Annotated in this window: 16 protein-coding genes; 6 read left to right on the forward strand and 10 right to left on the reverse strand. The window is 61.9% G+C overall.

Annotated features, from left to right (window positions below; translation table 11 throughout):
• Nucleotides 1–5: 5 nt before the first annotated feature.
• Nucleotides 6–5,528 (reverse strand): alpha-2-macroglobulin family protein, encoded by a 5,523-nt coding sequence (locus FHT84_RS11095; RefSeq protein ID WP_183762257.1) that lies wholly within the window; start codon nucleotides 5,526–5,528, stop codon nucleotides 6–8.
• Nucleotides 5,529–5,782: 254 nt separating this feature from the next.
• On the reverse strand, nucleotides 5,783–6,778 hold the full coding sequence (locus FHT84_RS11100; protein WP_113251305.1) for an aldo/keto reductase: 996 nt from the start codon (nucleotides 6,776–6,778) through the stop codon (nucleotides 5,783–5,785).
• A 131-nt stretch (nucleotides 6,779–6,909) separates the two neighbouring features.
• On the opposite strand from FHT84_RS11100, the gene FHT84_RS11105 reads away from it, so the two are divergent.
• A complete protein-coding gene (locus FHT84_RS11105) occupies nucleotides 6,910–7,803 on the forward strand; it encodes a LysR family transcriptional regulator (protein ID WP_095433686.1) in 894 nt (297 codons plus the stop codon).
• Between the two features lie 144 nt (nucleotides 7,804–7,947).
• Nucleotides 7,948–8,565, forward strand: coding sequence for a hypothetical protein (locus tag FHT84_RS11110; RefSeq protein WP_113251306.1), 618 nt, complete (start codon nucleotides 7,948–7,950; stop codon nucleotides 8,563–8,565).
• Here the strand turns inward: FHT84_RS11110 and FHT84_RS11115 are convergent.
• The 4 genes from FHT84_RS11115 to FHT84_RS11130 all read right to left on the reverse strand — a co-directional run bounded on the left by FHT84_RS11115 (nucleotide 8,555) and on the right by FHT84_RS11130 (nucleotide 11,632).
• Nucleotides 8,555–8,998, reverse strand: coding sequence for a GNAT family N-acetyltransferase (locus FHT84_RS11115; protein ID WP_112343546.1), 444 nt, complete (start codon nucleotides 8,996–8,998; stop codon nucleotides 8,555–8,557). The two genes, FHT84_RS11110 and FHT84_RS11115, sit on opposite strands and share 11 nt — an antisense overlap.
• 14 nt (nucleotides 8,999–9,012) lie before the next feature.
• Nucleotides 9,013–9,963 carry an aldo/keto reductase gene (locus FHT84_RS11120; protein WP_112343547.1) on the reverse strand — a complete coding sequence of 317 codons (951 nt, stop codon included), beginning with the start codon at nucleotides 9,961–9,963 and terminating at the stop codon, nucleotides 9,013–9,015.
• Nucleotides 9,964–10,067: 104 nt separating this feature from the next.
• Complete coding sequence (locus FHT84_RS11125) at nucleotides 10,068–11,066, reverse strand: helix-turn-helix domain-containing protein (RefSeq protein WP_113251308.1); 999 nt, start codon at nucleotides 11,064–11,066, stop codon at nucleotides 10,068–10,070.
• Nucleotides 11,063–11,632 carry an isochorismatase family protein gene (locus FHT84_RS11130; protein WP_112343549.1) on the reverse strand — a complete coding sequence of 190 codons (570 nt, stop codon included), beginning with the start codon at nucleotides 11,630–11,632 and terminating at the stop codon, nucleotides 11,063–11,065. Before FHT84_RS11130 ends, FHT84_RS11125 begins: the two co-directional genes overlap by 4 nt.
• Nucleotides 11,633–11,949: 317 nt before the next feature.
• Here FHT84_RS11130 and FHT84_RS11135 point away from each other — a divergent pair, with 317 nt between their 5' ends.
• Complete coding sequence (locus FHT84_RS11135) at nucleotides 11,950–12,936, forward strand: Gfo/Idh/MocA family oxidoreductase (RefSeq protein WP_183762260.1); 987 nt, start codon at nucleotides 11,950–11,952, stop codon at nucleotides 12,934–12,936.
• A 66-nt stretch (nucleotides 12,937–13,002) separates the two neighbouring features.
• On the opposite strand, the gene FHT84_RS11140 is transcribed toward FHT84_RS11135, so the two are convergent.
• Both FHT84_RS11140 and FHT84_RS11145 read right to left on the reverse strand, forming a co-directional pair.
• Nucleotides 13,003–13,389 (reverse strand): GtrA family protein, encoded by a 387-nt coding sequence (locus FHT84_RS11140; protein ID WP_183762262.1) that lies wholly within the window; start codon nucleotides 13,387–13,389, stop codon nucleotides 13,003–13,005.
• Nucleotides 13,386–14,399, reverse strand: a complete 1,014-nt coding sequence (locus FHT84_RS11145; RefSeq protein WP_183762265.1) for a glycosyltransferase — start codon at nucleotides 14,397–14,399, stop codon at nucleotides 13,386–13,388. Before FHT84_RS11145 ends, FHT84_RS11140 begins: the two co-directional genes overlap by 4 nt.
• Nucleotides 14,400–14,641: 242 nt before the next feature.
• Here FHT84_RS11145 and FHT84_RS11150 point away from each other — a divergent pair, with 242 nt between their 5' ends.
• Nucleotides 14,642–16,480: a hypothetical protein gene (locus FHT84_RS11150; RefSeq protein ID WP_183762268.1), complete on the forward strand. Its 1,839-nt coding sequence runs from the start codon at nucleotides 14,642–14,644 to the stop codon at nucleotides 16,478–16,480.
• 26 nt (nucleotides 16,481–16,506) lie between these two features.
• On the opposite strand, the gene FHT84_RS11155 is transcribed toward FHT84_RS11150, so the two are convergent.
• Nucleotides 16,507–16,734, reverse strand: a complete 228-nt coding sequence (locus tag FHT84_RS11155) for a homogentisate export protein (RefSeq protein ID WP_112343553.1) — start codon at nucleotides 16,732–16,734, stop codon at nucleotides 16,507–16,509.
• Between the two features lie 238 nt (nucleotides 16,735–16,972).
• On the opposite strand from FHT84_RS11155, the gene xseA reads away from it, so the two are divergent.
• Together xseA and FHT84_RS11165 are read left to right on the forward strand one after the other, a co-directional pair.
• On the forward strand, nucleotides 16,973–18,586 hold the full coding sequence (gene xseA / locus FHT84_RS11160) for an exodeoxyribonuclease VII large subunit (protein WP_112343554.1): 1,614 nt from the start codon (nucleotides 16,973–16,975) through the stop codon (nucleotides 18,584–18,586).
• On the forward strand, nucleotides 18,586–19,176 hold the full coding sequence (locus FHT84_RS11165; protein WP_183762271.1) for an NAD(P)H-dependent oxidoreductase: 591 nt from the start codon (nucleotides 18,586–18,588) through the stop codon (nucleotides 19,174–19,176). The genes xseA and FHT84_RS11165 overlap by 1 nt, the downstream gene beginning before the upstream one ends.
• A 75-nt stretch (nucleotides 19,177–19,251) precedes the next feature.
• On the opposite strand, the gene FHT84_RS11170 is transcribed toward FHT84_RS11165, so the two are convergent.
• Nucleotides 19,252–20,505 carry an aminopeptidase gene (locus FHT84_RS11170; protein WP_183762274.1) on the reverse strand — a complete coding sequence of 418 codons (1,254 nt, stop codon included), beginning with the start codon at nucleotides 20,503–20,505 and terminating at the stop codon, nucleotides 19,252–19,254.
• Between the last annotated feature and the right edge of the window lie 44 nt (nucleotides 20,506–20,549).

The raw sequence follows: 20,549 nt of genomic DNA on the forward strand, positions 1-20,549 counted from the left end.
GCTTCTTACTGCTGGGCGCCCAGCACCTCCATGCGGCCCATCGCCGTGCGGGCCGAGAACTGCGGACGATACATGTCCTCGACGCTTGCGGCCGGATGATCGTAGACGCCTGGGGTCACGGCGCGCACGACGTAGGCAAAGGTCATGTCACGGTCCGCTCCGGAGCCCTGGTCGAAGGCGGCGACAAAGCGATCGTTGCGGAATTCGACATGGGCGGGCTGAATGTCGCTGAGCCAGTCGAAGTTCGACAACTGGGCGCTGTTGACGATGCTCGGATTGTCGATCTCGAAGCCTGCCGGCAGGAGATCGGTCACGAGGATGCGCTGTGGCCAGTCATTGTCCTCGGTCACATGCAGCACGACGACGTAGCGTTCGTTCTGCTGTGCCTGGCTGACATTCGCCTCTTCGCCATCGAGCGTGTAGTACTTGCGCTCGATCTTGAAGCCGTTGCCACCGGCCGGCAATTGCGCGACCGGAGCGGCGACCGTGGTCACGGCAGCCGAGAGCGGCTGGCGCGTCGTGTTGGTCACGGTCAGCGGATGGCCCATCAGCGCATCGCCCGACATCTGCGCCATATAGGTTCCGCTATGGGCGGCGCCGTTGACGTCGAGCGTCAGGCCGTCATCGCCGTTCTGCAGGGCGCGGGCTGCCAGCAGCATCCAGGTCTGTTCCTGGGTGCTGGTATATTTCCGGCTCTGCCAATCCTTGGCGACGACGCTTGCGAGTTCCGGAATGATCGGCGGCACGGGACGGCTTTCGGCGGCCAGCGCCAGCACGGCGGCGCCGTCGCGCAACGACGAGCCGTAATCCGAGCGGACGAAGCTAACCTTGGTGACGGCCGCCTTCTGCGACATCTGCAGCGAGTCCACGAAGATGTTGCGCGAGCGCTGAGCATCCCCATAGAGCGCGAGAGCAGCGGCAAGATGCGCCTTGGAGAGCGGCGTCGGGAAGTCGTTCAGCATCGTGTCCGCATAGTAGCGCAGATCGCTGATCGAGGCCTTCTTGTTGCGCGCCAGCACGTAGAGCGCATAGGCGATCTCGTTGCCGTTATCCTTGACGTTGGTGTTGGCGCTCAGCGCATTCTGGAGGTTTTCGAGCCCCTGCACCATCGCCTGATCCGGCACGTTGTACTTCTGCTCGCGGGCGCGGGTCAGGAAGTCCATGACATAGGCGTCGAGCCAGAGATCGCCCGAGCCCGGGCTCCAGAGACCGAAGCTGCCGGTCGAGGACTGGTAGGACAGTTCGCGATAAATCGAGTCCTGCACGCGCTTCTGGATCTCGGCGTCATCGGCAAGGCCGTTCTTGACCGCCATGTCGCTGAAGTAGAGCAAGGGCATGGCGCTGCTCGCCGTCTGTTCCGCGCAGCCATAGGGGTAACGGCTGAGGCTCATCAGAAGCGCCGGCACATCGAAGGCGCTGGAGCGGCTGACATTGACGCTGACCGAGGCGCCGGGCAGCACACTATCGGCGAGAAGATCGGCATTGACTGTCAGGCTCTTGCCGGGTGCCAGCGCGATGACGCGCCGTTCGGTGACCGGCAGCTGCGACAGGCGAACCGGGATATCGACCGATTGATCGAGCGACATGCCCGAAGCATTCGAGAGCTTGATCGAAACGGTGCCGTCGCCCGGCTGTCCGCCGGTCAGCGGCAGCGTGATGGCATATTTGCCGCCCGTTTCGAGCTTGATCTTCTGCTGGTTGGCGCTTGCATCCACCGTCACGGCGTTATTGCCAGTCACGGCGAGCGTATATTCGCCGGCCGGCGCATCGGTGTTGGCGACATCGAGACGCAGGTTGGCCTTGTCTCCGGGCGCCAGGAACTTCGGCAGGCTGGCGGTGACGACGACGGGATCGCGGATGATGACATCCTGTGTCGCATGACCGACGCCGGCCTTCGACCAGGCGACCGCCATCAGCCGCGCCGTGCCGTTGAACTGCGGAATGTCGAAACTGACATTCGCCTTGCCATTGGCATCGAGCTTGATGGGACCGGAGAAGAAAGCGATCAGCTTTTCCTTTGGCGGGCTTGCTTGTAAAGCCGCCTGTCCGCCGTCGCCGCCGGTGCGCAGCTTGCCAGTCGCGCCGAGCGAGCCATCGATAAGGCGACCGTAGATATCGCGGATTTCGAGGCCGAGCTGGCGCTGGCCGTAATACCACTCATCCGGTGCCGGCGGCTGGTAGCGCGTGAGGTTGAGAATGCCGACATCGACGGCGGCGATCGTGACATAGGCGTCCTCATTGGCGCCCGCGCCGGCGACCTGAAGGCCGATATCAAGCGGCTGACGCGGCAGCGTCTTTTGCGGCGCGTCGATCTTGATCTGCAGCTTGCGCTCGCCCGGATCGACCGGTGCCCATTTGATACCGATGGCGCGCATCGGCATGCGGCTTTCCTGGGCGTCACCAGGGCGGAAGAGGGTAGCCGTCAGATAAGTGCCGGCACCCCAATCGGCCGTGACGGGAACGTCGACTTCGCCGCCCGTCGCGCCGATATCGGCATTGGTGACCGAGATCAGCGTTTCCGAACCGGCAGTCACCATCAGCTGGCCGGCATAGCGCGAGGTCACCTTCAGCTTGGCCGTATCGCCGACATGGTAACTTTCCTTGTCGAGCGCGATCTCGAGCGCGTCAGGCGTTTCCGTCGAGGTGGAAGCGACATACCAGCCGGCATTGAACTCGACGCTCGATTCCGGGCCGTTCGCATCGGCGGTGGAGACTTCGAGACGGTAGCGGCCCCAGGTGACGGGCATGGAAATCGCCGCGCCGTCGGTGGTGGTGTTGACCGTGCCGACTGCCACCTGCTTGGTGGACATGATCGGCTCGAACTTCCAGCTGCTGCCGTCGCGATACCATTGATAATTGCGCTCGACGCTCAGCAGCTTCCAGGTCAGGCCCTGCATGGCCTGCTTCTGGCCATCGGCGTCGACAACGATGACATGGAAGTTGCCGACGGAGTTTTCCCCCAGATCGCCGTCGAATTCCGGCTTGATGCCGATGCGCGGGCCGTCCGCCTTGACGGGCAGGGTCAGCGAGCGCTCGACGGCGCGGCCGCCGGCTTCCTGCATGCGCACGGTGATATTGGCGTTCAGGAGCTGCGTGGTCGAAGGCGTGTCGTTGATGGTGACGTTGAAGGTGGTTTTGCCGTTTTCGTCCAGCGCCTGCAGGTCTTCGAGCGGCACCTGCGTGCTCTCGGCCTTGCTGTCGCCGCCGCTGCTGTCCTCGTCGTCATTGTTGGCGTCTGCCTTGCCGGCACCTTCGTCGGCGAGGCCGAACTGATAGCCCTTGAAGGCATCGCTCTGGCGCGTCGGCTTCAGCGTCACTTCGCCTTCCAGATTGAGGCCGGCCGCCGGTGCGCCATAGAGATAGCGCCCATCGACATTGACGGGCGTCGGCTGGCCGACTTCGATCTCCTTGGCGTCGCTCTTCATGTCGAATTCGATGCGATCCGGCACGAAGTCGTCGACGAGGAAGGTCTGCGAGCCGATGGAGGAACCCTTCGGGTCGGTGTAGATGTTCATCGTCCAGGTGCCGCGCATCGAGGTCTGCTGCAGCGGCAGGTCGACATTATAGCCGCCGAGCTTGCCGCCGTCGGTGACGATGCGGCGGTCCTCGACGCCATCCGGGCGCAGGAAGACGAAGGTGAGCGGCAGGTTTTCGACCGCAGTCGAGCTGACGTCGCGGGCAAGTGCGGAGGCATGCACGGTCTCGCCGGCACGGTAGATGCCGCGCTCGGTCCAAGTCAGCAGATCGATCGCGCCCGGCGCTGTTCGGCCTGATACGCCGCGGTCGGAAAGATCGAAGCCGGCGCGCGTCATGTCGAGGAAGACATAATCCTGATCGCCATTCTCAGCGGTAATGACGGCCGGCGTCATGCCCGCCGTGCCGCGCATCAGGCCGGCGCTGAAGACGGCGCGGCCATTGTCGTCGGTCTTGGCGGTCCCGAGGATTTCATTGTTCTTGGCGAGCAGCTGCAGCTGGATGCCGGCCAGCGGCTTGGCGCTGCCGAGCGAGCGGGCAAAGACATTCAAGCCGTCGGTGCCGGCATAGGTGGTGACGCCGATGTCGGAAACGACGAACCATTGTGTCGCCTGCGGGTCCCATTCATGGCCGCCGCTCTCCGGTGCAACAGCCGTCAGCACATAGACGCCGGGCTTGCGCTTCGGCAGTGCCTCGTCCACAGGGAAGCTGGTCGCGACTTCCTTGTTGAGTTCCTGCTTGATCTCGATGGAGCCCTGCCAGACCAGCTCGCCATTGGTGTCCTGGATGGTCTGGGCGCTGTAGCTGTCCACCTGCGTCAGGAACTGCGAATTGTTCAGAAGCTGCGCGATATTGCGGTCGCCGATACGGTAGAGCTTGAGATTGGCCGTAGTGGCGTTGACCGAAACGATCGGGATGCCGCGGCGCGCGGTCGAAGGCAGGACGAAATTGTCGCCAGTGAAGCGCAGCGAAGCCGTGCGATCCTTGACGTAGATGTCGACATTGACCTGCGAGGCGAGGTTTTCATCCACCGAGGAGGGCAGGCCGGCGCGCAGCGAAATGCGGTAGTGCTGTCCGAATTCCAGACCTTCGACACAGATTTGGTTGTCCTTGGCGTCGACACCCTTCGGCGCAGCGCCGTTGACAGTGACGAAGGGCGTATAGTCGGTGCCGCTCTTTACCAGCTTTTCGGAGAACTGCACGCAGGCGCGCGGCGATGCATTGTCGTTGTCGAGCGTATTGCCCGTCACGCGGAAGCCCTGGCGGGCCAGAAGATCGTTATAGGCTGCCTGGACGGCGGCCGAGCTAACGAGATTGAGGCTTGCCTTGTAGGCGCTGAGCGCCGGACGGTAGTTCTGCGCATTCTTCAGCGCTTCGGCGAGCACAGCCAGCGCATCGGCGCGGCTGCTCGTCGTGCGGGTCAGCTGGTAGCCGTTGAGCGCGGCATAGGCGGCCCGCGTGGCGACAGACGTGTCGTTCGTGATCGTATTGGCGGCGCGCGCCATTTCGATCCACAGATCGCCATTGTCGGGATTGATCGAGAGCGCGCCCTGGAAGGCGTTCAGGGCATCGTTGACATTGCCTGAGGTCAGCTCGATGCGGCCGAGCGCAATCAGGCTTTCGACGCCCTGGCCCTTCAGCTCGTTGCCGAGCGTCAGCGTGTTCTTTGCATCGCGCGCGCTCTGGACGAAATTGTCGGAAAGGAAGGAAAGGGCAGGGGCCGCGCCGATATCCGGCTCGCTGGTGGCGGCCGTTTCGACGATCTTGCCGGCGATCGCGCCGGGAAAGCTGTTGAGCTGGTTGAAGTCCGACTTCATGAAGCACCACTTCACCTTGGGATTGTAGGTGAAGGCCTTGCAGGACTTGTCGCCGATGCAGGAGGCGGAGCACTGATCCAGCGTCACATTCTGCTCGGTGCGCAGATCGAAGCCGAAGTAATCGCCATCCTTCGTGGTGACCACCTGGCGCTTGACGTCTGCGGCGGCCGAAGGGCTCAGAGATGCGAAAGTGGCGAGAAGAAAAGCAGAGAAGCCGATAAACGCGCGCTTAGACATAAGTCCCCCCAACGCTGCCCGTTTTTGATGGCGGCAATCTTCAAATTTCGGACCCGTTTGTCAACCGAGCGTGGAGCGTCAGCATGCGCTTTACGCCTATGACGTTTCGTCTAGATACTTGAAAGAGGCTGCAAATCAGGCGATTCGCATGTTCGGAGAGGCGTCGGTTGCGCTTCACTTTTCTTTTCAATTCCAAAATGACACTGGCCTCAACGGCCAGTGTCTTTGTGAAGGCGCCAGAAGCGGCTCGCTTGTCATATATTCGTCATCGCCAACGCGGCATCTGTATACCGCTTTCCGACGACGATCTCGGGCTTGATGATATCGCCGAGTTCCTTCACCTCTTGCGCGGAGAGGACGATATCGGCAGCCGCGGCGTTCTGCTCAAGATGGTGCAGCTTGCGTGCACCGGGGATCGGCACGATATCGTCGCCCTGATGCAGCACCCATGCGAGCGCCAGTTGTGCCGCAGTGACGTTCTTTTCTTCGGCAAGAGCTTGAAGCCTTGCGACCAGGGCGGCGTTGGCATCGAAATTCTCGCTCTGGAAGCGTGGCAGCGAGCGGCGGAAATCGTCGTCGGCGAGATCCTCCGTCTTGTGGATCGCTCCGGTCAGGAAGCCGCGGCCAAGCGGGCTGTAGGGCACGAAGCCGATGCCGAGTTCGCGGCAGGTGGCGAGCACGTCTTCCTCGGGATCGCGGCTCCAGAGCGAATATTCGCTCTGCACTGCAGCGATCGGATGTACCGCATGGGCGCGGCGGATGGTGGCAGAGCCGGCTTCGGATAGGCCGAGCGTGCGCACCTTGCCCTCTTTCACAAGCTCCGCCATGGCGCCGACCGTATCTTCGATCGGCACATTCGGGTCGACGCGATGCTGGTAGAAGAGGTCGATGACATCCGTGCCAAGTCGCTTGAGGGAAGCTTCGGCGACTTCCTTGACATGCTCGGGCCGGCTGTCGACGCCGATCATCGCCGCCGGGCCACTTTTCGTGAGATCGAGCTTGAAACCGAATTTGGTGGCGATGACAATGCGGTCACGCACGGACTTCAGCGTGCGGCCGAGCAGCTCTTCATTGGTGAAGGGGCCGTAGACCTCGGCGGTGTCGAAAAAGGTGACGCCGAGATCGACTGCGCGATGAAGCGTCTTGACGGATTCGGTCTCGTCGGTGGCGCCATAGGCAAAGCTCATGCCCATGCAGCCCAGCCCAACGGCGGAAACGGTGAGATCCTTACCTAGCCTGCGGGTTTTCATGATGTATTCCTTCTTGAGACGTATGGGAGCGACAGGGGCTCGTGTCCGCTGCCTACGAGTTCAAGTTAGGGTTCCGGACAATGAATGAAAATCCATGCAAATCCTTACAGGTTGTTCTATAATTTAGATCAATGAACAGAACACAACTCTCTCAGCTTGCGGTTTTTGCCGCCGTCGCCGCCCATCGCAGCTTCCGTGCTGCCGGCAAGGAATTGTCGATCGCGCCTTCGGCGGTTAGCCACGCCGTCTCCAGCCTTGAGGAAAGCCTCGGCGTGCGGCTGCTTGCCCGCACCACGCGCAGCGTGCTCCCGACCGAGGAGGGGCAGGCGCTATTGCAAAGGCTGGGGCCGGCACTGGAGGAAATCGATATCGCGCTGGAGGACACGCTTGCGACCCGCGGCCGTCCCGCGGGGACGCTGCGCATCACCGCCCCTCGCTTCGCTTCCGATCTGCTGATGGCCCCGCGTATCGGTGATTTCCTCAATACCTATCCCGATATCACGCTCGAAATCGCCAACGAGGACGGCTTCAGCAATATCGTCAAGGAAGGCTATGATGCCGGCATCCGGCTGGCGGAAAGCATCGAAGGCGACATGATCGCGGTGAAGATCTCGCCGGATATACGCACAGTCATTGCGGGGTCGCCTGCCTATTTCGAGAAGCATCCGAAGCCGCTGCATCCGCGCGATCTCGTCCATCACCGCTGCATCAAGCGGCGATTTACCGATGGCTCGATTTATCGCTGGGAGTTCGAGAAGGATGGGCGCGAGCTGGTCGTTGCCGTTGACGGTCCCCTGATCGTGATCGAGGATCGGCTCGGCGTTTTGGCTGCCCTCAATGGCGCCGGCCTTGCCTATCTCTTCGATATTCGCGTGCAGCAGGAACTGGCCGAAGGCAAGCTCATCCGCGTGCTCGAAGACTGGTGCCCGCCCTATCCGGGCTTCTGCATCTATTATCCGAGCCGCCGCCAGATGCGTCCGGCCCTCAGAGCCTTCATCGATTTCTTCAAATATACCGGGCCTTAGAGCGACTTCAGGAAAAGTGCGCAGCGGTTTTTCGTCCGGAATCGCGCAAAGCAAGGGAACGAAGCGACTGCTGACAGAAATCGGGTGGCGGCAATGCCATAACTCGTCTCGAGTGAATGATGATTTGAGAAGGGAAAAGCAGCGATGAGAAAACCGGGATCGATGAAGGGGCTTGAGGATCTCGGCCGCGTCAGGCTGTCGAAGAACTTCTTCTTTCGCGATTTCCTGCATTCGGAAATATCAGATTTCTATCGTATTCCCAACATTCCCGAGGATCCGGATCTCGCGATCGAGGCCGGTCGCCGGCTCTGCGAGGAATTGCTGGAGCCGCTGGAGGCGACCTTTGGCCGGCTACATATCCGTTCCGGCTATCGCTCACCCGAGGTCAATGCCTTCGGCAACAGGAATGGGTTGAACTGCTCGACCAATCCCCATACCGCCGCGCATCACATCTGGGATATGCGCGATCTCGACGGCTGCATGGGCGCGGCCGTCTGCATCGTCGTGCCTTGGCTGATCGATCATCACAGTCATGAGGGCGATTGGCAGAGGCTCGCCTGGTGGATCCACGACCATCTACCCTATGCATCGCTCTGCTTCTTCCCGAAGCTCTGGGCCTTCAACATCCAGTGGCACGAGCGGCCCAAGCGGACCATTCAGAGCTTTGTCAGCCCGCGCGGCATGCTGACCAAACCGGGCATGGCCAACTGGGAGGGCGACCATTCCGCCCATTACGAAGGCTTTCCGAAGCTTAGAAGCTGATGCGGTAGCGAATATGCCCGTCGCTCTCGACATAGCTGTCGTAAAGCTTGCGGGCGGTCGTATTGCCTTCTTCCGTGTGCCAATAGAGCCGCGCCCAGCCGTTTTTCTTGCAGAGCGCGACGAGATCGTCGAGCAGCGCCCGGCCGACGCCGTGGCCTCTGGCACTTTCATCGACGAACAGGTCTTCCAGATAGCAGTCGGGCGCGCGCACCCATGTGCCCTCATGCGTGAGGCTGAGGGTAAAGCCCTTCACTTCGCCATCGACCTCGGCCACGCGCATGAAGATCGCCGACGCCGGATCGAAGACCCGGCGCCACGTCGCATCGGTGATGTCTGGCGCGACGCTGACGCCGTAGAAGGCCAGATAGCCGTCCCACAGCGCACGCCAGCGCGCTTCGTCGTCGGGTCTGGCGTCTCGGATCGTCACGGTCATCGGCCAGCCTCCGTTTACTTGCCGGCTTCGTCGAGCAGGCGCATGGCATCATCGGAAAGCGAGAGCTTCGCCGAATTGATGAGCGCGTCAAGCTGGCTGAGGCTAGTGGCGCTGGCGATCGGAGCGGTGACGCCGCGTTTGCGCAAGAGCCAGGCAAGCGCGATCTCGGCGGGCTTGGCGCCGGTTTCAGCCGCGATCTTGTCGAGCGCTGCGAGAATCCGCAGGCCCTTGTCGTCGAGATAGGCGGCAACCCGATTCTCGCGTGCCCGTCCCTCCGTATCCGCCTTGGTGCGGTACTTGCCGGTCAGGAAGCCGGCCGCAAGGCTGAAATAGGTGATGACGCCGATCTCTTCCTTGAGGCAGAGATCCGCCAGCGGTCCTTCGAAACTGTCACGAGCGTAGAGATTATATTCGGGCTGCAGCACGTCGTAGCGCGGCAGGCCGGCCTTTGCAGCAGCACTGAGCGAAGCCTGGAGCTGCGTTGCATCAAGGTTCGAGCAGCCGACATGGCGGATCTTGCCCTGTTCCTTCAGCTTGGCATAGGCGGCGAGCGACTCCTCATGCGGCGTCTCGGGGTCCGGCCAGTGCGAGAGATAAAGGTCGATGTGATCGGTCTGCAGCCGCTTCAGCGAAGCCTCGGCCGCCTCGATGATATAGCCGGCCTTGAGGCCCTTCTTGCCTGGCCCCATCTCCGATCCGACCTTGGTGATGATGATGGCCTTGTCGCGCGAAACGCGGCCCTGCTTCAGCCACTTGCCGATAATCTCTTCGGAATCGCCGCCCTTATTGCCCGGAACCCAGCGGGAATAGACGTCGGCCGTGTCGATCGTGTTGAAGCCGGCGTCGAAGAAGGCGTCGAGCAGTGCATAGGAGGTTTTCTCATCGGCCGTCCAGCCGAACACGTTGCCGCCGAAAACGATTGGGGCGACAAACAGATCGGTTCGTCCAAGCTTGCGCGTGTCCATGCTATTTCTCCAGGTCATTTGAAAGATAGACCGGCGAGCGGACGCCGGAGGAAGGGACAAGGCAGGCTATCGGCCTTTCGCGGCGAAGACCACACACAATTTCTTTATTCCGCCGTTGAGCGCCGATAGTGGCTGGGCGGCAGCGCGTTGTATTTCGACCAGACGCGCCGCATATGCCGCGGCGAGGCGAAGCCGGATTTTTCCGCCACGCGCTCCATATCCAGCCGCGAATTGGCAAGCACGTCGCGCGCCAGCGTCACGCGCATCAGATTGACATAGGCCGTCACCGACAGGCCGGCATGCTCCTGGAACAGCCGCGAAATATGTCGTGCACTCATTGCGCCGATGCCGGTAAGCTCGGCAAGCGACCAGCCATGGGCCGGATCGGCCATGATCGCATCCTGAACGCGATGGATGGCAGGGTGAACATGGTTGCGGCCGCTGAGCCAGGGCGAAAGCTGCGGCTCGGCGCCGGTCCTGCGCATATAGACGACCATGTGCCGGGCAATGGTCAGAGCGGTCATCGGTGAAGTCAGCTTGGAGGCGAGGTGCAGCATCAGGTCGGTGCCTGTGGTGATGCCGGCGCTCGAATAGCGATCGCGGTCTTCGACGTAGAGCCGGTTGTCGAGAACCCTGGCCGTCGGAGCAAATTCCCTGACTTCGTCGAGACAGGCGGCATGTGTGGTGCAGGCATAGCCGTCCATCAGCCCGGCGCGGGCGGCGAGCACGGCTCCGGAGCAGATGGTGACGAGGGTGATGCCCGGACGGATCGCCCCGTTCAGCCAGGTCGCGAGCGTGGCGAGTTCCGGCTCTATATCCTCGGCATCGTCGGGCGGCGTGACGCTGCCGGACAGGATGACATAGGCGCCATCGGGAATGTGATCCGGCAATGGTTTGAGATCGGCAAGCGTCAGCCCGACCGAAGTCGTCTGCGATGGCTGGGCAGCGATGAATTGATAGTCGAACAGGACGTCGTCCTGTTCGATATTGGCACGGCGCAGCACCTCCACCGGTCCGGCTACGTCCATCAGCAGCGTATAGGGCGGCAGGAGGACGTAGACGGGAATGATCCGCCGATGGAGGTGCCGGTCGCTTTGGGTCATGCGGCATTCCGGATCGTTGCATCGGCGAGCGCCTCTTCGACCGTTGCGATACGGGCGAAACGGCCCGATAGCACCAGCTCGCTGCGCTTCTTGATATCGTCGGCGCTGAAGACCGTGCCCGAGGCATGCGTCATCGGAAAGGTCAGCGTCGCCTCGGTGACATAGTCGACCTCATAGCCGAGATCGGAGGCGTGCCGGGTCGTCGTCTCGCAGCACTGCTCGGTACGGATACCCGAGACGATCACCTTGCGGATGCCGTTTGCCACCAGCCAGACATCGAGGCCGGAGCCGACGAGTGCCGAATGGCGGCGTTTGTGGAAGACGGCATCGGCCTCGAGCGAGATCTCATCGAGCTTGCGCACATAGCCGCTGTTCAGGCTGAAATGCGCGTCGTTATCCTCGACATGGAAAATCTGGACGATGGGAATGCCTTTCGCCTTGGCGCCATTGATCAGCGCCTGCAGGCGGTCGGTAAAGACCGGCAGGTCGTCCGTTCTCCAGTAGGGACGCTGGCGAAAGGATTCCTGGACATCGATGACGAGCAGTGCGGTATCCGCATGGGACATTTTCGTATCTCCTGTGCTTGAAGGATAGCCGAGATTAGGCGTCGCTTGAAAGCTTCGAAAGCCATCTGGCAGACAGAAAAGGGACAAATACGGACACAGCCTGATGGTCCTTATGCCCTTGGGTTCGTGCCTGCGGGCCGCCTCGGGCGTTGCGCCTTTGGCAAGGGCCGAATAAGATTGGCGTCGATTTCGTCCAGAGCGGAATGCCCCGTTCCGCTTTACCCCACCGTGTTCACAAAGGATCCCGCCGGAAAGGCCGTGTTGCGATCATCGCCATGCGGCCGTCTGCTTCGGGACAATGCTTCAGGAGAGAGATCATGCTGCGTTTCGGAATTCTATCGACGGCCAAAATCGGCCGCGATCTGGTCGTCCCCGCCATTCAGGACGCGGAAAACTGCGTTGTGACGGCCATCGCCAGCCGTGATCTCGCCCGCGCCCGGCAGATGGCAGACCGCTTCTCCGTGCCGCATGCTTTCGGTTCCTATGAAGAGATGCTCGCCTCCGACACGATCGATGCCGTCTATATTCCCCTGCCGACTTCGCAACATGTCGAATGGACGGTCAAGGCTGCCGATGCCGGCAAGCATGTGCTGTGCGAAAAGCCGATCGCCCTCAAGGCGGATGAGATCGACAGCCTGATCGCCGCGCGTGATCGCAACAAGGTTCTGGTGACGGAAGCCTATATGGTCACCTATGCGCCGGTCTGGCGGAAGGTTCGCTCGCTGCTGGCGGACGGCGCCATCGGCCGGCTGCGTCACATCCAGGGCGCCTTCACCTATTTCAACCGCGATGCCGGCAACATGCGCAATATCCCCGCGCTTGGCGGCGGTGGCCTGCCGGATATCGGCGTCTATCCGACGATCAGCACCCGTTTCGTCACCGGCCGCGAACCGCTGCGCATCCAGGCGGTGACGGAGCGCGACCCTGAATTCGGCACTGACATCTACTCCAGCGTCAAGGCAGACTTCGGCGATTTCGAACTGACCTTCTATATCTCGACGCAGATGGCCAACCGGCAGGTCATGGTCTTCCACGGGACCGAGGGCTTCATCGAGGTGAAATCACCCTTCAATGCCGATCGTTACGGCGCGGAAGAGCTGGAGCTGACCAATCGCGGCCATTCGGAATCGCAGATTTTCCGTTTCCCAGACAGCCGCCAGTACAGGCGCGAGGCGGAGGCCTTCGCTTCTGCTGCGCTTGGTCAAGGCGCAGAGGTCGTGTCACTGGAAAGTTCGAAGCTCAACCAGAAGGTCATCGACGCCATCTACCGCGCCAGCGAGAAGGATGGCTGGGAGCCGATCTGAGGGCGGTCCTCATTTTCTGACGCAATTCCGCACGGAAAACCGCTGCGCACTTTTCCTGGAATTGCTTCAGGAATTTTGCCGGTGGCGGAAGACGAAGCGTGAATAGCCGAAGAAGCTGAACGCCGTTGCCGCCGCCGATGCCAGCGTCAGGGCGATGATCGGCCGCAGCGCCGGCTCTGCCATCAGCAACGAGCTGAACAGGGCATAGTTCAAGAGTGCCGAGGTCAGGCCGACCGAACCATAGCGGAAGCCTTCGGCTGCCAGCGACCGGTCGGACCGGCCGAAGGTGAAGTTGCGGTTGATAAACCAGGTGGCAAGCAGCGCACTCGGGATCGAAATGGCACGGCCGACGAAGGGGCCGAAGGGCGTGAACCACAGCAGCAGATGCAGCACGCCGGCGTCGACGATGAAGCCGACGCTGCCGGCGATCAGGAAGCGAAAGAGCTTCTTCATGCAGCCTTGGCCCTTTTCTTCCGGCTTGCCGGTTTTTCAAGCTCCGCCATATAGACCGTCCGGTCGTCGCCGTTTTCACGCGCGGCGGGCTTGGCGAGGCTCATATAGTGGATGCGCAGCTGCTCGGCGCGGGCGCGGGCGACCGAATCGAGGATCAGACCGGCCGTGAACAGCATGAAGGCGATCATTGTCAGTACCATGGAGAGTATCCAGGTCGGCACGCGCAATACCTGTCCGGTATCGAAATACTCGATGAAGACCGGTATGGAGAAGCCGATGCTGAGCTCCATGGCAACGGCGCTCAGGATGCCGAAGAAGGCGAATGGCCGCGTTTCCTTCATCAGCATCGCGAACATCCAGAGGATTTTCCAGCCGTCGCGGAAGGTGGAAAGCTTCGAATGCGAGCCTTCCGGCCGCCGGCCGTAGTCGAGCTCCAGTTCGCTGACGGGCAGCTTCAGCCGCGAGGCATGGACAGACATTTCGGTCTCGATCTCGAAACCGCCCGACACGGCCGGGAAACTCTTGATAAAGCGGCGCGAGAAGGCGCGGTAGCCGGAGAAAATATCGGTGAAGTCGGCACCGAAAATGCTGCGATAGAGCCAGTTGAAGATGCGGTTGCCGAAGGCATGGCCTTGACGCCCGGCATCGCTCTGAACGTTGCGACGGGTACCGACGACCATATCGGAGCCTTCCGTCAGCAGCGTGCGGATCAGCTCTTCGGCGTCCTCGGGCGCATAGGTGCCGTCGCCATCGGCCATGACATAGATGTCGGCCTCGATATCGGCGAACATGCGCCGCACCACATGTCCCTTGCCCTGGCGGCGCTCGCGCACGACGGTCGCGCCTGCGAGCATCGCATGCAATGCGGTGCCATCGGTCGAATTGTTGTCGTAGACGTAGACCGTCGCCTGCGGCAGCGCCTTGCGGAAACCGCGCACGACGTCGCCGATCGTCGCGGCCTCGTTATAGCAGGGCAGAAGAACAGCGATGCTCAGCTTCTCATTCCACATGGTCTTGGCCGGTTGTTCCTACGCGTAAAGTCAAGTTGAGGCCTGATGGACGATCCGGACGAGAGCTTATCCCGCTGGCTGTTAATAAGACCCTATGGTTGCGTAATAAAAATGGCGGCATCCCAGCTCTGCGAAAAACATTATCGTGATGAATTCGGCGGCTCACCGGCGCTTTACTGTTTTTTGATGTGCAGCCGCTAGCGTATCGCCTCGACTATAATTCCAGCATGGGGTTCATCGAGATGGCGCAGAGCTTGGCAATGCCGCCCGAAGCAGCCGGAGCGGCAGGGAAGGCGGTGCCACGGCACTGGTCCCATCCTGCCCTGGTTGCGCTCATCTATGCCGTCGTCGTCATCATCGCGCAGCTCGTCGTTCATCGTCACCTCACGGACTACGTCGGTCCCGACAACGACGATGCGATGCGCCTTGTCGAAGTGCGGGATTTCCTCGCCGGTCAGGGCTGGTTCGACATGATGCAATATCGTCTCGGCCTCGAAGGCGGGACACTGATGCACTGGTCGCGCTTCATCGACCTGCCGATTGCAAGCCTGATCCTCTTCTTCCGGATGTTCTTCTCTCCGGAAGGAGCCGAAGCGGCGGCGCTGACCGTCTGGCCGCTTGTGCTGATCCTGCCGCTGATGTTCTTCATGGGCCTTGCAGGCCGCCGCATCGCCGGCGTGGAAGGCATGCATTTCTCGCTGATCCTGACCTCGCTGTCCGTGCTCATCTCGCCGCGCTTCGTGCCGGGCTCCATCGATCACGACAATGTCCAGCTCGGCCTTGTCGCCCTCACGGTCGCCATGCTCACCGATGAGAGCTATCGGCCACGCAACTTCGCCATCGCCGCCATCGCTCTTGCGATCCAGCTCGGCATCGGTGCGGAAACCACACCCTTCGTCGCAGTCGCCTGCATGTCGGTCGCCTGCCTGTGGGCTTGGAAGGGCGAAGACTTCGCTCCTGCTGCCAAGGCCTTTGCTTTGACGCTGACGATTGCCGTCAGCGCCGCCTTTTTCTCGCTGGTGTCGCCGCGCCTCTATTCGACGATTACCTGCGACAATCTCTCGCTTGGCTTCTATGCCATCACCAGTGCCGGCTGCGTGGGGCTCCTCCTGTCGGCGCTCTTTGCCAGCCGTCTGCCCCGGCCATGGCGCATCGCGGTTTTGCTCGCCAACGGCGCGTTCGTGTTTGCCACCGCCATCGCGCTGGCGCCGCAATGCCTGCGCAATCCGCTTGCCGATCTGGACCCGATGCTGGTGGATCTCTGGCTCAGCAGGGTGACCGAAGCGCAATCGATCTTTTCGATGGCCCGCATTGAGCCGGATACGCTCGGCGTCTTCTATGCGACGGGCTTCCTGGCGATACTCGTGTGTGCATTCCGCATCTTGCGAGGCGACCGATCGGCTCTGCACGTGGTGCTGATGGCTCTGGTCGCCATCAACTGGGTGATTACGCTGGTACAGGTGCGGGGAGCCGAATTCGCCAATCTGCTCGCCATTCCGCCGCTCGTCCTTCTGCTTGCAGAATTGCGACAAAACTACATGGCCGACACAAGAAGCCTGCGTTCGGCGCTGCTTTATGTGATGGCGGTGTTGGCTTCGGTTCCGGCGGTCTGGGCCGTTGGCGGCGCCTTGGCAGGCAAGGGGGGCGTCCATGGTTTTACCGTCACTCAACCCACCAAAGCGGAGGAGACCGCCAACTGCGCCTCGAAGGAAGCGCTGGCGCCGATTGCCCATCTCGAGCCCGGTGTGATTGCCGCCGCCTCCAATATGGGCGCGCCGCTTCTGCGCTTCACGCCTCATCGCACCCTCTCCGGCCCCTATCATCGCGATCCCGACGGAATGCTGACCGAACTACATATCGGACTGGCGGAGCCACAGCAGGCGGAAGCGCTTCTGCGCAACGCAAAGGTAACGATCGTTGCCTTCTGCAAGGGTGATCCGCAGGTGGAGCTTGTGAGTGAGCGTGCTCCCAAGGGCCTCTATGCCCAGCTAAGCGCAGGTGATGTGCCGACCTATCTGGAACCCATTCCGGCACCAGCCAATTCCGACGTTAAGTTCTTTCGCGTCAAGCCGCAGAGCTGAGTGAAATTGAGAAATAGCCACGCGCTTCAGGCGCGGCGATGTTCCACCATGTCGATGGTGACGAGATAGCCGATGAAGCCGAGATTGTAGCCGCCGAGTGCGATGAACAGCGTCGTCAGCGGCGGCGGAACGATCGATGTGGCGACGGCGACCATGAAGGCGATGCTCACCAGTGCCACGCCGAGCAGCGCGCCGATCGTCGAGCGCTGCAGGCCGGCGGCTATTCCGATGATCGTGGCGGTCGCGAATATCATCGCTCCATATCCTCTTTACCAAGAACCAGTTTGCACAGGTTTACGCATGGATGGCTAAGAAAGCCTTTGCCAGTAAGGTTAACGCTTGATGAAGCGATAGGCTCCGCGACCTTTATGGGACACGCAAAGGCGGCGGCAACACCTCAAGTATGCGCACAATCCTGTCTTTCGATCGATTCAGACTTAAGCAGTACGCAGCAGGCTCCGCATTTACCGCGACATCGGGTAGAAGGAGGACATGAGCAGCTTTTTTGAGAATGATTCGCCTTCGAACCTGACGGAATACTCCGTCTCGGAACTATCCGGATCGATCAAACGCACAGTCGAGAATGCGTTCGACCAGGTGCGCGTGCGTGGAGAAATCTCCGGCTATCGCGGCCCGCATTCCTCTGGGCACGCCTATTTCTCCCTGAAGGATGACCGGGCGCGCATCGATGCCGTGATCTGGAAAGGCACATTTTCCAAGCTCAAATTCCGCCCCGAGGAGGGGATGGAAGTCATTGCGACCGGCAAGGTGACGACCTTCCCGGGCTCGTCGAAATACCAGATCGTCATCGAGACATTGGAGCCGGCCGGTGCGGGCGCACTGATGGCGCTTTTGGAAGAGCGCAAGCGCAAGCTGGGCGCCGAAGGCCTCTTCGATCCCGCGCGCAAGCGCAGGTTGCCCTTCCTGCCCAAGGTGATCGGCGTCGTCACCTCGCCGACGGGCGCGGTCATTCGCGATATTCTGCATCGCATCTCCGATCGCTTCCCCGTGCATGTGCTGGTCTGGCCGGTGAAGGTGCAGGGGGATGGCTCGGGCGACGAGGTGGCGAACGCCATTCGCGGCTTCAACGAGTTTGCGCCCGGTGGCCCGATCCCGCGTCCTGACGTGCTGATCGTTGCGCGCGGGGGCGGCAGTCTCGAGGATCTCTGGAGCTTCAACGACGAGGCTGTGGTGCGCGCCGCCGCCGCCAGCGATATCCCGCTGATCTCCGCCGTCGGCCACGAGACCGATTGGACGCTGATCGACTACGCCGCCGACGTGCGCGCTCCGACGCCGACGGGGGCTGCCGAAATGGCCGTTCCGGTCAAAGCCGAGCTGGACGCGCAGCTTGCCAGCCTTGCCGCCCGGCTGCAGGGCGGAATGACGAGACAGATGGACCAGCGACGGCAGGCCGTCCGCGCGCTGTTGCGCGCCCTGCCATCGCTCGACCAGATCCTGGCCCTGCCGCGCCGGCGCTTCGATGAGGCCGCCGCCGGCCTTGGCCGCGGATTGGAGTTGAACACGCTGAACAAGCGCCGCTCTTTCGAGCGCACGGCCTCGCACCTCCGCCCCGATATCCTGTCGAACCGGATCGCTGAGCGCCGCCAGCAATTGAGCGAACGAATGACCCGCGCGGAGCGGACCATCGAGCGCATGCTCGACCGTTCGCGTGCCCGTATCGAACGGGCCGATGCCGTCTTCGCCACGTTGCCATCGCGTCTCGAAGCGCAGACGGGCAGGGCTCGCGACCGCCTCGGCAATCTCGTTCGCCACGCCGATACCGCTATCCGCCATCAGCTGACCCGAGCGCGCAGCGAGCTTACGGCGCAGGAGCGGATCCTGCAGTCGCTCTCCTACAAGAATGTCCTGAAGCGCGGCTATGCCGTCGTGCGTGACGAAGATGACCGTCCGGTCTCGCTGGCGGCGGCCCTTTCGACGGGTGCAGCCATCTCGATCGAATTCGCGGATGGTCGCATCGCGGCGGTTACCGGCGATGATGCCTCCCCGCCGCTATCTTCATCAGCATCAGGCGCTCCGCCTGCGAAGAAGCGGGCGCCCAAGCCGACCGAGCCCGCTGTTCCGCCGAAACAGGGAAGCCTCTTCTGATGCGCATCCTGCTGGTGCTGGCCCATCCGCTGGAGGACAGCTTCGCCGCCGCCGTGGCGAAGGCTGCGCAGGAGACGCTTGCTGCCGGCGGGCACGAGGTCGATCTGCTCGATCTCTATCGCGAGGGCTTCGATCCGCGTCTGTCCGAAGCCGAGCGGCGCGGTTATTTCGACCAGCCCTATGATACCACCGGCGTCGATGCCATCGTCGCGCGGCTGAGAGCGGCCGAGGGGCTGATCCTCGTATTTCCACAATGGTGGTTCAATTTTCCGGCGATCCTCAAGGGCTTCTTCGATCGCGCCTTTGCGCCCGGCGTTGCCTTCACCCATGATCCCGCCGGCGGGCGCATCGTGCCGAAGCTCACCAATATCCGCCTGTTCTGGGCGCTGACGACGACCGGCTCGCCTTGGTGGATCGTGCATCTCTACATGGGCAATCCGGTGCGGCGCCTATTGAAGCGGGGCATTGCCGCCTTCTGTGCCAAGCGGCTGAATTTCCGTATACTGGCCCTGCACGACATGGACCGCGTGAGCGAAGCCGCACGCAAGACGCATCTCGCCCGTATCAGGAAGGCGCTGGCCGCGATCTGATCCACGTTTCCAGCCAAAAAAGATGCCGCGGCAGGGATACCGCGGCACGATTGCATTCAGAGTGTCGGGACCTCGTCAGGCCCACTCGCCCTTGCGCATGACGGGCACGCGCGAGCCATCCGCATTGATGCCATCAATATCGACCTTGTCGGAGCCGATCATCCAATCGATATGGATAAGGCTGGAATTGCCGCCCTGTGCCTTGATCTGTTCAGGGCTGAGCTTGGCGCCGTCGATGAAGCACTTGGAATAGCACTGGCCGAGCGCGATGTGGCAGGAGGCATTTTCGTCGAAGAGCGTGTTGTAGAACAGGATGCCGCTCGCTGAAATCGGCGAGGAATGCGGCACCAGCGCCACTTCGCCGAGCCGGCGGGCGCCTTCGTCGGTGTCGAGCACCTTGTTCAGCACTTCCTCGCCACGCGTCGCCTTGGCTTCGATGATCCGGCCGCCTTCGAAGCGCACCTGGATATTGTCGATGAGCGTGCCCTGATGCGACAGCGGCTTGGTGGAGGAAACATGGCCTTCGACGCGCAGCGCATGCGGCGTGGTGAAGACCTCTTCCGTCGGGATATTCGGGTTGCAGGTGATGCCGTTCTTGGCGGTGGAAGCGCCGCCGTGCCATTCATGGCCATCCGCCAGGCCGACGGTCAGATCCGTGCCCGGTCCCTGGAAATGCAGGGCGGAAAAGCGCTGGCCGTTCATCCATGCCGAACGCTTGTGCAGATTGGCATTGTGCTCCGCCCATGCCGCGATCGGATCTTCGACGTCGACACGCGAGGCCGAGAAGATCGCCTTGGCGAGCTTGGCGACTGCGATCGCTTCCGGATCATTCGGGAAGACCAGCTTCGCCCAGGAGACGTTCGGATAGGAGACGATGTTCCAGTTGGTGTCGAAATTCGAGATCTTTTCCAGCGCCGGCTTGTAGGCGGCCGAATTGGCGCGGTTTGCGCGTGCCACCTTGTTCGGGTCCTGGTTGGAAAGCAGCATCGGATTGTCGCCGGCGATGGCGAGGCGGGCCGTATTGTTGGAGAAAGCCTTGGCCATGCCCTCGTAAAGCCATGTCGCTGCGCGGTCGAAGCTTGCATCCTGGCCGTATTCGTAACGGGCAAGCGTCGTCTCTTCGTCCGAATAGAAGGTGGAGACGAGACCAGCGCCGGCCTTGTAGGCCTCACGCGTGATCAGCCGCACCAGCGGCATCGCCGCCACCGGCGCCGTCATCAGCAGCTCCTGACCTGCCTGCAGCTGCAACCCGACCCTTACGGCTACTTCCGCAAGCTTTTCCAGCTTGGCGTGATCGACGGGATATTGGTGGGGGGAGGCTGATGTCATGGCAGAACCTGCTTGGCTGATATCGAAAGAATGGTCTGAAGACT

The sequence above is a fragment of the Rhizobium sp. BK289 genome (assembly GCF_014193575.1).
Classification (GTDB): domain Bacteria; phylum Pseudomonadota; class Alphaproteobacteria; order Rhizobiales; family Rhizobiaceae; genus Rhizobium; species Rhizobium tropici_C.

Bases quoted from the DNA above. Each gene is read 5' to 3' on its own strand.
- FHT84_RS11170 (WP_183762274.1), bottom strand. From the start codon at position 20,505: ATGACATCAGCCTCCCCCCACCAATATCCCGTCGATCACGCCAAGCTG.
- FHT84_RS11140 (WP_183762262.1), bottom strand. From the start codon at position 13,389: ATGAAGAAGCTCTTTCGCTTCCTGATCGCCGGCAGCGTCGGCTTCATC.
- FHT84_RS11125 (WP_113251308.1), bottom strand. From the start codon at position 11,066: ATGACCCAAAGCGACCGGCACCTCCATCGGCGGATCATTCCCGTCTAC.
- FHT84_RS11155 (WP_112343553.1), bottom strand. From the start codon at position 16,734: ATGATATTCGCGACCGCCACGATCATCGGAATAGCCGCCGGCCTGCAG.
- xseA (WP_112343554.1), top strand. From the start codon at position 16,973: ATGAGCAGCTTTTTTGAGAATGATTCGCCTTCGAACCTGACGGAATAC.
- FHT84_RS11130 (WP_112343549.1), bottom strand. From the start codon at position 11,632: ATGTCCCATGCGGATACCGCACTGCTCGTCATCGATGTCCAGGAATCC.
- FHT84_RS11165 (WP_183762271.1), top strand. From the start codon at position 18,586: ATGCGCATCCTGCTGGTGCTGGCCCATCCGCTGGAGGACAGCTTCGCC.
- FHT84_RS11110 (WP_113251306.1), top strand. From the start codon at position 7,948: ATGAGAAAACCGGGATCGATGAAGGGGCTTGAGGATCTCGGCCGCGTC.
- FHT84_RS11135 (WP_183762260.1), top strand. From the start codon at position 11,950: ATGCTGCGTTTCGGAATTCTATCGACGGCCAAAATCGGCCGCGATCTG.
- FHT84_RS11105 (WP_095433686.1), top strand. From the start codon at position 6,910: ATGAACAGAACACAACTCTCTCAGCTTGCGGTTTTTGCCGCCGTCGCC.
- FHT84_RS11095 (WP_183762257.1), bottom strand. From the start codon at position 5,528: ATGTCTAAGCGCGCGTTTATCGGCTTCTCTGCTTTTCTTCTCGCCACT.
- FHT84_RS11145 (WP_183762265.1), bottom strand. From the start codon at position 14,399: ATGTGGAATGAGAAGCTGAGCATCGCTGTTCTTCTGCCCTGCTATAAC.
- FHT84_RS11150 (WP_183762268.1), top strand. From the start codon at position 14,642: ATGGCGCAGAGCTTGGCAATGCCGCCCGAAGCAGCCGGAGCGGCAGGG.
- FHT84_RS11100 (WP_113251305.1), bottom strand. From the start codon at position 6,778: ATGAAAACCCGCAGGCTAGGTAAGGATCTCACCGTTTCCGCCGTTGGG.
- FHT84_RS11120 (WP_112343547.1), bottom strand. From the start codon at position 9,963: ATGGACACGCGCAAGCTTGGACGAACCGATCTGTTTGTCGCCCCAATC.
- FHT84_RS11115 (WP_112343546.1), bottom strand. From the start codon at position 8,998: ATGACCGTGACGATCCGAGACGCCAGACCCGACGACGAAGCGCGCTGG.